At 37.9% G+C, this 13199-nt stretch carries 8 protein-coding genes; 1 reads left to right on the top strand and 7 read right to left on the bottom strand.

Annotated features, from left to right (window positions below):
- Nucleotides 1-46: 46 nt before the first annotated feature.
- The 3 genes from B2Z27_RS07725 to B2Z27_RS07715 form a co-directional block, all read right to left on the bottom strand.
- Nucleotides 47-1873 (bottom strand): DUF885 domain-containing protein, encoded by a 1827-nt coding sequence (locus B2Z27_RS07725; RefSeq protein ID WP_286813242.1) that lies wholly within the window; start codon nt 1871-1873, stop codon nt 47-49.
- Nucleotides 1874-1949: 76 nt separating this feature from the next.
- Nucleotides 1950-2708: an NYN domain-containing protein gene (locus B2Z27_RS07720; RefSeq protein ID WP_058103672.1), complete on the bottom strand. Its 759-nt coding sequence runs from the start codon at nt 2706-2708 to the stop codon at nt 1950-1952.
- 78 nt (nt 2709-2786) lie between these two features.
- Complete coding sequence (locus B2Z27_RS07715; protein ID WP_286813241.1) at nt 2787-4121, bottom strand: MFS transporter; 1335 nt, start codon at nt 4119-4121, stop codon at nt 2787-2789.
- A gap of 53 nt (nt 4122-4174) precedes the next feature.
- Between B2Z27_RS07715 and B2Z27_RS07710 the strand changes: the two genes are divergently transcribed.
- The gene (locus tag B2Z27_RS07710) at nt 4175-4957 is read left to right on the top strand and encodes an NIPSNAP family protein (protein WP_286813240.1); all 783 of its coding nucleotides are present in this window, start codon (nt 4175-4177) and stop codon (nt 4955-4957) included.
- Here the strand turns inward: B2Z27_RS07710 and B2Z27_RS07705 are convergent.
- From B2Z27_RS07705 to B2Z27_RS07690, 4 genes are all read right to left on the bottom strand, one after another.
- Nucleotides 4954-6057 (bottom strand): OmpA family protein, encoded by a 1104-nt coding sequence (locus B2Z27_RS07705; RefSeq protein ID WP_286813239.1) that lies wholly within the window; start codon nt 6055-6057, stop codon nt 4954-4956. The two genes, B2Z27_RS07710 and B2Z27_RS07705, sit on opposite strands and share 4 nt — an antisense overlap.
- Before the next feature lie 135 nt (nt 6058-6192).
- Nucleotides 6193-8205, bottom strand: a complete 2013-nt coding sequence (locus B2Z27_RS07700; RefSeq protein ID WP_286813238.1) for a hypothetical protein — start codon at nt 8203-8205, stop codon at nt 6193-6195.
- A gap of 154 nt (nt 8206-8359) precedes the next feature.
- A complete protein-coding gene (locus B2Z27_RS07695; RefSeq protein ID WP_286813237.1) occupies nt 8360-10114 on the bottom strand; it encodes a TonB-dependent receptor in 1755 nt (584 codons plus the stop codon).
- Between the two features lie 31 nt (nt 10115-10145).
- A complete protein-coding gene (locus tag B2Z27_RS07690; RefSeq protein ID WP_286813236.1) occupies nt 10146-13163 on the bottom strand; it encodes a tetratricopeptide repeat protein in 3018 nt (1005 codons plus the stop codon).
- Between the last annotated feature and the right edge of the window lie 36 nt (nt 13164-13199).

Genomic DNA, 13199 nt, shown 5'->3' with positions numbered 1-13199 from the left:
ATTTCTAAACGTTGATTCTCATTGATTATTACACCTTAATTGGTCTTTAAGCACCTTGCATTTCTTGTTGTGCGATCCAATTATCTATCTTCTCTTCTAATAATACCAAAGGCAAACTCCCAGAATTTAATATCTGACTATGAAAATCCCTTATATTAAAATTGTCTCCCAATGCTTTTTCTGCCTTAGTTCTCAATTGTCTAATCTTTAATTGACCCATTTTATAAGATAAGGCTTGCCCCGGTGTTGCCATATACCGTTCAATTTCAGCAATTATGCTTTCTTCAGATTCTGCCTCGTTATCCAAAGAATATTGTATGGCTTTCTCCCTACTCCAGCCTTTTGCATGAATACCGGTATCTACCACTAATCTTATAGCTCTATGCATCTCCATACTCAACATACCAAAATATTGATAAGGGTCAGTATAAATTCCCAATTCCTTGCCTAACGACTCTGCATAGAGAGCCCAACCTTCTACAAACACACCCATACTTTCAGGATGTAAAAACTCTGGAAGACTATTGTTCTCTTGCTGTAAGCTTAGTTGAAAATGGTGGCCCGGTATGGCCTCATGTAAAAACAATGCCTCATCATGAACCATATTATACGCCTTTACATCTGGAATTGGCACATAAAAAATACCTGCCCTAGAACCATCTTTTGATCCGGGCACATACTCGGCACTGGCAGATGCTTCTCTAAACGCTTCCGTTCTTCGTACATTGAAACCTGCCTTAGGGGTTACATTAAATAATGAATCTATACGCACGGCTATGCGGTCATTAATGGCATTAAAATTTTCTATAACCTCTTCTGGTTTAGAAAAAGGCATTAATTCTTTCTTATTTCTAAGAGAATTGAAAAAAGACTTTAAATCCCCCGTAAACCCAATCTCATTTTTAATAGCTTCCATCTCTTTGGAAATACGGTCTACTTCAGACAAACCCAATTCATGAATTTCATCTGCGCTCATATTCGTAGTCGTATGTAATTTAATTAAATACTTGTATGTCTCCTTACCATTTGGCAAATCTAGCAAGCCGCTAGAAGCTCTACATTTAGGCAAGTACTCATTCGTTAAAAAATCATTTAATTCCACATATTTGGGTGTCAACTTCTCTTGAATGAAATCTTCATAGTTACTTTTTAGAATATCCATATCTACGTCAGATATACCATCTGGAAAATTCAAAACGGGTTTAAAGAATAAATTATCCTCTAATGGAACATCTATAAAAGAACGAACTTGCGGCAACATTTTTAATGTCAATACCTTGGGCAATACTATACCTTTGTCCATGCCCACCTTCATCTTTGCTATTGACGTATTTAAAAAAATAAGGTAATCCTCTAATCTACTGAGCCAGTTATTATAATCTTCTATGCTTTTAAAAGGCTGAACACTGGTACCACCTGCCAATTGCGCCACGTACAAATGCAACGATTGAATTTGAAAAAGGGGCATTAACTCAAAACTGGGCAGATCATAAATTGGTGAAGCCACAGTAACCATAGGATTCATGACACCTTCTAGTTTTACATTACAATCCCATTGCATTACACGTAGACTCATGTAGTCTTCCGCACTGATTTGAGTGGAATCATACTTACCTAACTCCTCTAAGAAGTAGGTATACCGATCTTTTAAATGTAAAATATAGTCGTCTGAAATGTAATTGGCTATGGTGTCATTATACTCATAATAACCAGCTTTGGTAGCCTCTATAGGATTAATTCCTTTTTTGAATTCATAAAACTCAGCAAACACCTCAGCAATTGGTCTTGCTAAATTTCCTTGCTCTTTTTTTGAGGATTCTTTACATGACCCCAAAATAATAACAACAGCCAAAAACCACAGCTTACGATACATAGCATTTTAATTTATACTGAAAAATACAAACTAATATGATCGTTTTAAAACAATAGTAATGAAATACAGTTTTGTTTTACTTTTTTGCCTTTGAAGAAACCTTTTCCTTAATTTTTACGTAAATTAATTTTTTACGCCCTTTGGAGTCCTCACGTCTTTCAATTTCAAAATGGGGGATGGAATTGATCAAAGGCGTCAATTTTTGAAAACCATAATTACGAGAATCAAAATTGGGTTGCTTTTTCTGAAGCAAACTACCAACATCACCTAAAAAAGCCCATCCGTCATCATCGGCTACATCATCAATAGTGGTGGCAATAAAGCGTAATGCCTTTGGGGTAATTTTATCAACGGTATTTTTTTCAGTAGGGGTCTTATTGTTATCGGCAGCTTCTTCTTCGCTTCTACTTTTAAGAATTTCAATATAGATGAACTTATCGCAAGCCACAATAAATGGATTGGGTGTTTTGCGTTCACCAATTCCAAAAACCTGCATACCTGCTTCTCGCAATCTTGTTGCCAGTCTCGTAAAATCACTATCACTACTTACAATACAAAATCCGTTTACCTTACCAGAATATAAGATATCCATAGCATCGATAATCATAGCAGAATCGGTTGCATTCTTACCTTGGGTATACCCATATTGTTGAATAGGTGTTATGGCATTCTCCAGCAGTACGTTTTTCCATTTTCCCAAACGCGGATTGGTCCAATCGCCATAAATACGTTTAATGGTAGGGTTGCCATATTTGGCAATTTCTTCCATCATTTCTTTTACATAGGCAGAAGGTATATTATCCCCATCTATCAGTACCGCTAAATTCAAATCCATTTGTAGTGTTTTTGTAAAGATAGATTGATTTCTACTTGAACCACAATATGTTGACCGATAAAGTTAAAAATGATTTTTTTACTGCGGATTATTGGCTTTCAAGGATCCAATAACCAGAAAGAGCAAGAATGCCAAACCCAAATAACCAACCATTTCATAAGATCCAAAGGTTGATAAACAAAGGCTAAATATACTAGGCGCCAAGGCACTTGCCAGTATTAAAAAACTCATTATTTTACCGGTTATGCTCCCCAAATGTGCCCTCCCGAAAAACCTTGGCCAAGCTACGGCATTCAAAACGGCAAAGAATCCGCCCAGGATACCAAAACCGGCAATTAACATAGGTACGCCAGCAGCTGTAGACAACAATAAAAACCCCAAAGAAGCAAGAAAACCACCCAATAACATTAGATACAAATACAATTTCAAAGGTAGATAATCACTTAAAAAATTGAATATAGTAGAGACGGTAACCGCTACTACAGATCCTGGCAAGAAAATAGAAATGGCATCTTCCTTGGCAAAACCTTCATGTGTAAAAATAGACACCACATGAAAGGTAAGTCCCGTAATAAAAAAGCTGTTAAAGGCAAGTGTAAGTCCGTACATCCAAAAAGCCCTTTCCTTTTTAGCTTCGGTAAGGGTAAACTGCTTTGTAACTACTTTTTGTTTTTCGTCTTCGGTTGAAAGCGACTTTGCACCATCTGGCAATAGACCATGCTTCTCTGGAGATATTTTATAGAAAGTGTAAATAAATATGCTGAACAGCAAAAGCCCAATAGCTAAAAATTGCCAAGTACTTTCCCATCCATAACCTTCAATAAGCGAATTTACCCACAAGGGCGAAGAAGAAAACCCAAAGGAAAGTGCCACACTACTAAATGAGTTGACTTTACCTCTATTTTTATCGAACCATATCATAATTACATTTCTAGATGCCATGGTCAAAACCCCTTGACCCGCAAAACGAAGCATAAAGAACAATACGGTCATTAATACAAAGGGCACCATCCAAGTATCTACCGATAACAAATCTTTTATATAAGAACTCATTATTGCAGACCAAGAACACAAGAATAAGGTAACACCCAAAGTTATGGCAGCAAAGAAAGCTACATAACGCGCCCCATAGGTATCAAACCAAACACCTGCCCTCCCAATGACCAAGGAACTGACAATGGTACCGATCATATAGGCATTACTAAATTGATTACGGCTAAGCCCCAAGGCATCTTTCACGGGATCGGTAAAGACAGAGACACCAATAGTTTGCCCGGGTATACTACAATAAATCCCAATAGTACCTATGAAAAGAATAACGTAGCCATAAAACACAGGGCTCTTGGCTGGATCAATAAGCGGTTTTTGAAAAATATTGGCCATAGAAACTATACTGGCACAAAAGTACAGCATCGTAATCGTTCATTTTATCATTAACTTGTTGTTTTAATCCAAATTCAAATTTCATGAAGTATAGGTTTACGCTATCAATCGTTTTATTGTTTTTTATCACTTGCGGCTCATTTACAAGTTTTGCACAAGAACAGGAATATTACCAACTAAAAACATATACCATAAAAAACGATACTCAAGAAAATATGGTAGACCATTACCTAAAAAATGCCTACCTACCAGCTTTAAAAAGAATGGAAATCAACAATATTGGTGTCTTTAAGGTAATACCCGGCAATTTTACAATAAGCAATAAAATCTACGTATTAATTCCGTTTCAATCCTTGGCGGAGTTCAATAAATTAGAAGCTATGCTTGCGGTAGATAAAACCCATTTATCCGCGGGTGATGCATACATTAATGCCGCGCACGACAACAAACCTTATGAACGTATTAGTTCAGTGTTGTTACGTGCATTTTCCGATATGCCAAAAATGAGACCCAGCACGGTAGATGGTCCACGAGCAAACCGAGTATATGAACTTAGAAGTTACGAAGGACCAACAGAAGCCATGTACCGTAGAAAAGTAGATATGTTCAACGAGGGCGGCGAAGTGAAACTTTTTGAAAGTTTAGGTTTTAATGCGGTTTTTTATGCCGATGTCATTTCTGGAGATAAGATGCCCAATCTCATGTATATGACAACATTTAACAACATGAAAGAAAGAGATGCTCTTTGGAAAGATTTTGGATCGTCCGATAAATGGAAGGAAATCTCTGTGTTAGACAAATACCAAAACACTGTTAGTCACGCAGATATTCACCTATTATACCCAACAGAATATTCAGATTATTAATTAGGATTACGAAGTACAAATTCTACACGCCGGTTGAGAAATCTTCCGGCTTCCGTTTTATTGGTGGCTATTGGCATTGAACTACCCAAACCTATGGAGGATATCCTATTTATGCCTATTCCGTTTTCAGTCAAATAGCCAACGATTTCGCTTGCACGTCTTACTGACAATTTTTGATTAAAACTATCAGAGCCAATATCATCCGTATGTCCACGTATTTCAATATGAACAGTAGAATTTTTCTTTAAGTAAGACAGCAATAGTTCCATTTCCAGTTGATGGTCTCCTCTTATCTTAGCTTTGTTAGAATTGAAATACACATCTTTAAAAACATGAATACTGTCTAACTCGTATTCTTTTAATTGAATATCGTCACTCAACGGTTCTGAGTTCACATTATACACAGAGACCATATCTAAATAATAGTAAGAACCTTTAGTTATTTCCCTTTTGGTCTGATATTTCTGTGTGCGCCTATTGTTTTTAAAATTACCGATGACCATAAAATTTTCGGTTCCGTTGGCTTCATAGGTGGTGGTCAATTTCACCCACTTAATTTCATCGGAATAGTATTTGGAATAGGATATTACTAGCTCTTTGGATTTCTCTCCTTTTAGTTGAGCATAATGTAAGCCAGACAAAACCTTGCTCGTAGCAACTTCAACAGGAAGCTCGGTAAAACGGATACCAAATTCCTTGACCGCAAAGTCTGATCGTTCCGCCAGGCTAACATAAAAAGAAATTGTGTAGCGTTCGCCTTTTATCAACGTAGCGCTTAATTGTGCTTCAATATACTCACGATAGTCATTGGGGGCGTACATATAAAATCCGACATAGCCTTCACCGAAATCTGCAGGTTGTTTACCATTAAAATTCTCTGGAGTACCCATGGCTATACTACAACCATTGAAATAATCCGTAGTCCCTTTAGTGGGCATTTTCCAATGTATAACATCTTTTTCCAAATTGCCCAATGCAACGGGACATTGCTTATAGTTTTCAAAACTAGGGTTCAATACCAAATTCTGACTCGCTAAAAAAAATGGTATGCACAGCGCAAGCAAAAGCAGAAGATTTAGATATGGTCTTATAGTTAACATGCGCATTAAATAGTTTCCCTAAATTACAGAAAAGATAAAATATGGCCGTTTTGCCAAATTTTACGCATAAAAAAAGCCCTTCTCATCTCAAAGAAGGGCCTTACTAACAATAAAAACCAAACCTTACTTTAACCTTTAATTGTTGTATAAGTAAATTGATGCAGCAGAAGCAAGATCATTACTAACCGCTGGTGCAACATTACCACTAGCATTTAAAGCATCTGAGAAGGAAAGCACCTTACCATTACCTATCTCTGCAATGAACACTGTTTTTGTTTTGTGGTCGTAAGCTACATCTATTGGGTTACCCATTTCAGTTAAAGAACCGGCAACTCTTGTTTGCTCGGACAAGGCCAATGAACCGCCGTCATTTATTGCTGCCAATTTAGCCGCAAAATCTTGGGTTATTTGAAAACCACCATCTGTATTGGCATCTGCAGCATCTCCTATATCCGTCATCACCAACACATCATCAGCTTCGCTATAATCTATACCGTGTGTTCTTACAATACCTTCAACCGTAATTCTTTTAGTTGGTGTAATAGCACCATCAGCGGAAAAAGCGGTCAAGAAATTGTCATACACCGCTAAATCACTTGTGTTATCTACTACAGCCAATAAGCTATTGCCCATAAAAGTAATTCCCCAAGTGTTAAAACCGGCATCAAAAGTATTCAACAAACTAAAACTAGAACCGTTATATTCATATACGTAGAACTTATTTTCCGAATTACTTGACACTACCACCTTATTACCAAAAACAGCAATTTCCCTTGGGCTGGCCAACTCCGCACTACCTGAAAAATCCGCAGCAATATTTGCAAGATCGGTTACAGCAGAAAAACTACCATAAAACTCCAACGCCAAGCCAGATCTTGAAGCCTGTATTATAGCATCATTAAAAGCATCATAATAAATACCTTCTGTAGCATCAGATCCTGTGGCAACAGTTTTAGTTAGCATACCAGAACCGTCATAAATACTTACATCACCATTGGCAGTACTCGTCGCATATAATCTTGTTGCCCTAGCGTCACTAGAATCTCCTGTGTTACCATCTGTTTCATCACTACTGAAATAAATAGATGAAGCCATTGCCAAATCTTTGTTGAAAGACGGAGACACATCGCCACCAGAACCTATAGAGGTAAATCCTAATACTTTTCCATTTCCTATTTCAGAAACATATACTGCATCGGTTTCAGAGTCGTAGGCAACATCAATAGGGTTACCCATTAAAGTTGATGAACCCGCTACTCTTACCTGCATTCCTATGGGTAATAATTCACCATCTGATAATGCATCGAACTTTGATGAGAATTCTGAAATTACATGAAAACCACCATCTGTGTTTGCATCTGTAGCATCACCAATATCGGTCAATACCATAACATCGTCCGTACCATCATAAGTAATACCGTGTGTTCTTACAATACCTTCAATAGTAACTCTTTTAGAAGGTCTTAAAATAGCCGAGTTGGCGTTAGAAAGAAAATCATAATAAACTGCCAAGTCGCCCGTTGTATCAACAACAGCGTATAAATCATCACCTTTAAAAGTAATGCCCCAAACCGGGAACGGTACTTCAACGGTATTCATCAGTGTAAATCCGCTGCCTGTATTTTCATATACAAAGAATTTGTTAGACCCATTATCGGCCACTACAAAAGAACTTCCGTTTACCGCTAATTCTCTTGGGCTTTCTAAATCTGCCGCTCCTGTGAAGGAAGAAGTAATGGCATCACCATCAATTAATGTATTAATGTCCGCAAATGCTTCTAATTGTAAGTCGCTTCTAGATGCCTGATAGACCATATCGGCCGTAGCATCATAATAAATACCCTCTGCAGCCGTAGTTGTGGTCATATATGTAACCAAAGAATCTCCGGTAACGCTATATCTTGATATGTTTCCGTTTTCGTTATTGGTAACAAAAAGATCAGTTCTACGTCCTAAAACGGTCATTCCATCTCCACAAGGTTCGCACATAGAACCACCACAATCAATACCGGTTTCATCACCGTTCATTACACCATCATCACAGGTGGCATCTGGATTCATATCTACGATGGCGTCATCATCATCACTGCAAGAAGCAATGAAAAGGGCTCCGATAAGTATTGCTAAATAAAAAATAGATTTCTTCATAATTTATATTGGGTTTAATAGTTGAATTGCCCATACTTACGAAGTGAACTATTTGAGGTTTGTTTTAAAGTGTTAAAAATATTCTAAAACCAAAAACGCCTAAGTATCAGAAGCATCCGACACTTAGGCGTTGTCATTTATAAATGAATTGTTGTTAAAAATCGAACTTATAGGTTGCGCCTCCTAAAATTTGAATTCCTTGTACCTGAAAGTTAGACCAACGTTGATAATCGTTATTTGAAAGGTTGGCTCCCTTTATAAAGAACGACCATTGATCTGTATAACGATATCCAACATGGGCGTTGGCATCAAAATACCCATCTAAAGTAATAAGGGTTGCGGGAAATTCACTTGGTTGTGCATTTTGTACTACCGTGGATGAAAAATCTTCACGCTCACCAACATAGAACAAGTTAACACCTGCATACCATTTTTCACCTATTTGGTAATCCATAAACAAAGAAGCCTGTAAATTTGGAAGGTTCCATGCAGGGTTGCCCGTTTCCGTATTATAATCGTAAACCTCAATATTTGCACCTGCGGTAAAATTACGGTTAACATCTACATTCAACTCCCCAAAAATACCCAAGGTCTTTATATCATCATAAAACAAACCAAATGAATTACCATAGTAATATCCTTTATCATCTGACCTAAAATCGTTTCTCGGATTTAAAGTATATAAAGGTTTATTGTTCTCGGCGGTATATGACCCTTTAACATTATAGCTTAAATTAGGTAATAACTGCCCTTTAAAACCTACATAGGCATTGTACTGGCTATCTGTTGGCGCAATGGTCAACGTTGGCGAAACAAAAGGGTTACCTTCTACAAAATCATAATACGAATTTTGTTTTAACTCCCCCGTTACCCCACCATAAGCGATTACGGTTTCATCTAACAGCCTATACGAAGCCGTTACAGCCGGATAGATATAGAAATTACTTTCACTGTTCTCCAAGTCCATTCCGTAGACCAAATTTACTCCCAAATTCAAGGAAAGATCATCACGCAACATGGTCAAAGACGGATTTATACCTACTTGCAAATTGCCATAAGAAATACCATTATCATTGTCAGCACTACTAACACTGGCATTTTCAAATGTACCACCAACATAATCCAACTTCACTTTAGCATTAAAGGTTTCTTCGTTCATTGGGAACTCAAATCCGGTATTGAAAATTGCCCTGTTTTCACCGGAACTTACGGCATCAAAAAATCTTCTATACTTTAAATCGGCCCTTTTAAAATAAGCATCTTCCACGTTTATATGACCACTTACTTCGCCCATGTAATAATTTTGACGTTCATCAATACTATTAATAACCGTTTCACTGAACACACCGGGTTCAATACCGTACCAATTATACAGTTGATGTTGCAACCCAATGGCCGCACCCCATTCTAAATCCCTATCTCTTTTTGCATACGATGCATCTAACTTGGTATCATAAAAGGTATCGTTAAGTTCTACACCGTTGATTCCACCACGAGAAGACAAATGGTTGAATCCAATATCAAAATTCTCATCTCTATTTATAGTTCTACTCGTATAAAATTCGCCCAGAACATTACCATACAATCCGGCGCCCAATGAAGCATAAGAATTATATAACACCGGAGGAGGTAATTTTTCTACTTTAGATGCCGTTCCTTTAGAAGGCGTAAACGTAGATGCTACCGGAACGGAAAATATGCTGTAATTGATTGGTTTTTTCTGAAGAACGATAGAATCGTTCATGTTTGGTACCGATTTAATTTTAAAAGCATCTGAAACGGTTGGCGTGTAGGCTTTGGTCACCGTTACGGTTTCCGTACCCAAATCTTTCTCTTCCTCTTCTTGAGCAAAGGTAACTTGAAAGCCAAGCGTTAAAAATATAAGCGTAAATATATGTTTGTTGTACATAGGTGTTCTTTTACTGGTGTACGTGAATCTTTTAATTAGGATCTACAGATGAATTGCTCTTGGCCTCTTTTGACTTTATGATGGTCAATTCCGCTCTAGCCTCGGCAACAATTTCCGGGTATTGCGTAAAGTTGGTTATTACGCTCTCTAAAATATAGGTTGCTTGGTAGGCATCGTTTAAGGCATAATAGTTTTTAGCCATTAACACCAAACCTTTACCGCCCCATTCTTTGTACGCCGCATAATCTTTAGCCAATTTTTGAACCGCTACGTTTGAATTTTCGTAAGCACCGTCTTTATGCTCAAAATAAGCATCATAATACAATGCTTCTGCAGCAGTGGCACCAGAAGCTATTTTTAAAACTTCTGCATAGGCCGCTTTAGCCTTTGCCTCATCATTTGTAGCAATGGCCGATCTGGCGATCATAATATGCGCATCGCTCTTTATTCTGTCGTCAATACTTGGGGTAGACAATACCTTATCCGCGTATTCCAATGTCTTTGGATAGTTCTTTTGCTTGTAATACCCTTTCATTAAATTGGAACGTGCAAAAGTTCTGTTCTGCTGAATATTCGCCTGACTCTCCAATTTTAACAAATATGGCAATGCAATCTGGTAATCGTCCTTAGAGATATAAACTTCACATACACGTGTTAATGCCTGTTCTGCATACTCGCTCGTGCTTCTATCCGCCACATATTTGTAATACTGTAAAGCAGCTTCCTTATCTCCTTTTCCAAAATATAATTGAGCTAAACTGAAGTTGGCATCTACGGCATGTAAACCAGTTGGGAACTGCTGAATGTAATTCTTATACCCTTTAATAGCGGCATCAACATTACCCTCCAAGTTCTGTTTTTGGGCAGCGTCAAAAGTAGCATTATCCAATTCGGCATCGGTTACCTCAACAAAATCCAATCCTCGTACCCACTCGGCATACTCGTTTACCTGCCCCATATCCACATAGACCAATTTTGCCGTAGCAACCGCCTGTATAGCCTCCTGCGTTTTTGGGAAATCTCTAACCACGGTTTTAAATTTAGCCAATGCAGCCTCATTTCTGCTGGCGTTATAATTGACCAAACCTTGTCTCATTAATGCCTGTGGCACCAATGAACTAGCCCTATATTCACTGATCAAACGATCATAAGCCTCTAGCCCTTTGCTCTCTTGGCCTTGGGCTACGTACGTATTACCCAGTTCAAACAAAGCATCGTCCCTAAAGCTTGATCTAGGAAATTTGCTTACAAATTCCTCAAGGTTTTCAATTTTGCTAGCACCTCTGTCCACGTAACCATAGCTCATTGCTTTTTGGTAGAAGGCATAATCTTTTTCAGGTCCTGTTAAAGCCAAAGCTTTATTGTATGTTTCTATGGCAGGCCAGTATTTACTGGTCGCATAATAACTATCGCCCAAACGTAGGTAACCATCATTTAATTTTTCTACATCAGCATTTCCGTTAGACGTAAATGCGTTGAAATAGGTAATGGCCTCATTATAATTTTTCTGCTTAAAATAACCGTATGCCAAATTATAATCAACATCGGTATACATTTCCGTACTTTGTGCAGACGGGTTGTTCTTAAATGCCGTATACCCTTTTACCGCATCATCAAAACGGTTGGACAAATAATCGGACTCCGCTTTCCAATAATCGGCACGGGCCTTGAACAACATGTCTTCCGCACCGCCCAATGATTTGGAAAAATTCTCTGAAGCCGCATTATAATCGCCTTCCATAAAAAGCTCAATACCTCTATAATAAGCTACTTTTTGGTATACCGATTTACTGGCGTAGTTTTTATTCTCCTCCAACAATTGCATGGCACCTTCAAAGTTCTTTGAGGTAATGTATGAATCTACCAATAAGGTCTGCATCTCTTCTTGATGCTCATCTTTAGGATAGGTTTTTAAATAATTGGTAATTACTTGCGGTACTGGCTCATAAGCATTACCCACCTCATAACTTAAACGCGCATAATTTAAGAATGCATCTTTTTGAATTTCCGCACTGTAATCCATTTGAGATGCATTACGGAAAGCGTTCAGAGCTTCCTGCTTTTTATCCAACTTTAAATAACATTCTGCCAAATGGTAGTATGCATTTTGCGCAACACTATTAGTACCTCCAATAATTTTGTTGAATTGGGCAATGGCATTCGCATAATCACCACCTTTATAATAGGCATAGCCCAAATAGTAATAATCGGTATTGCTCCATTTACCGCCTTTACCATTATACTCCGTAAGGTAAGGTATGGCGTTTTCATACTGCTTTAGGTTAAAGTAACTTTCCCCAATGATCTTGTTCAATTCAGATACTTCACGTCGGTCAGATTTTGGCAATTGCTTTTTTGCCAATGCAATAGCCTCTTCAAACTTACCCAGCTTAAAGTTCATATCAGCCTGGTAATAACTCAACTTTTCCTCTAACACATCTTGATCCGTAATTTGATCAAAACGCTGGTTTGCGGTTTCATAGTCATCTTGTTGATAAGAAATATAACCTAAGTAATATTTTGCCTGTGAACCGTAAACCTGAGAGGTCGTTACTTTCTCCAAATATTTTTCAGCCTCTTTTGTTTTGCGAGACGAAAATAAAGAATACCCATAATTGAAGTTGAACTTATCCATCTCTCCACGAGAAAGAGAACTTTGATCTACTTTGTTGTACCATTTTAAGGCGTACGGATATTTTCCTGTTTGAAAATAGTACTCCGCCACATCGGCATAAGCAGAATTACGTTTAGTGGACGTAGGGTATTTTTCAACGAAATCTTCCATCAACCTATCGGCACCGATCTGGTTTAAGCGCACTGCCGCGTTGGCAGAATAATAGGCGCTATTGGCAGCGGTTTCCTCATCTTTTGTTGACACTTTGACCTTATCAAAAATAGTCTGTGCCGCTTGATATTGTTCGTTGTTGTATAGCGCTAGCGCGTCTTGAAATGCTTTCTGTTCATGGGTATAGATCTTTGTCTCTTGGGCCGTGCCCAAAGCTACCAAACCCAATACCATTGGAATAAAAGCGGTGAATTGTTTAAGCATAGTGTTCTGTTACTATTTAGAATTACCGTTATCACA

The organism is Maribacter sp. UBA3344 (assembly GCF_002362375.1).
GTDB lineage: Bacteria > Bacteroidota > Bacteroidia > Flavobacteriales > Flavobacteriaceae > Maribacter > Maribacter dokdonensis.
Note: the sequence above shows the minus strand (reverse complement) of the source record. Positions and strands in the feature narration are given on the sequence as shown.

What these genes read in the sequence shown, in the direction of transcription:
- B2Z27_RS07715 (WP_286813241.1), bottom strand. Translation starts at nt 4,121, where the DNA reads ATGCTGTACTTTTGTGCCAGTATAGTTTCTATGGCCAATATTTTTCAA.
- B2Z27_RS07695 (WP_286813237.1), bottom strand. Translation starts at nt 10,114, where the DNA reads ATGTACAACAAACATATATTTACGCTTATATTTTTAACGCTTGGCTTT.
- B2Z27_RS07720 (WP_058103672.1), bottom strand. Translation starts at nt 2,708, where the DNA reads ATGGATTTGAATTTAGCGGTACTGATAGATGGGGATAATATACCTTCT.
- B2Z27_RS07705 (WP_286813239.1), bottom strand. Translation starts at nt 6,057, where the DNA reads ATGTTAACTATAAGACCATATCTAAATCTTCTGCTTTTGCTTGCGCTG.
- B2Z27_RS07710 (WP_286813240.1), top strand. Translation starts at nt 4,175, where the DNA reads ATGAAGTATAGGTTTACGCTATCAATCGTTTTATTGTTTTTTATCACT.
- B2Z27_RS07690 (WP_286813236.1), bottom strand. Translation starts at nt 13,163, where the DNA reads ATGCTTAAACAATTCACCGCTTTTATTCCAATGGTATTGGGTTTGGTA.
- B2Z27_RS07700 (WP_286813238.1), bottom strand. Translation starts at nt 8,205, where the DNA reads ATGAAGAAATCTATTTTTTATTTAGCAATACTTATCGGAGCCCTTTTC.
- B2Z27_RS07725 (WP_286813242.1), bottom strand. Translation starts at nt 1,873, where the DNA reads ATGTATCGTAAGCTGTGGTTTTTGGCTGTTGTTATTATTTTGGGGTCA.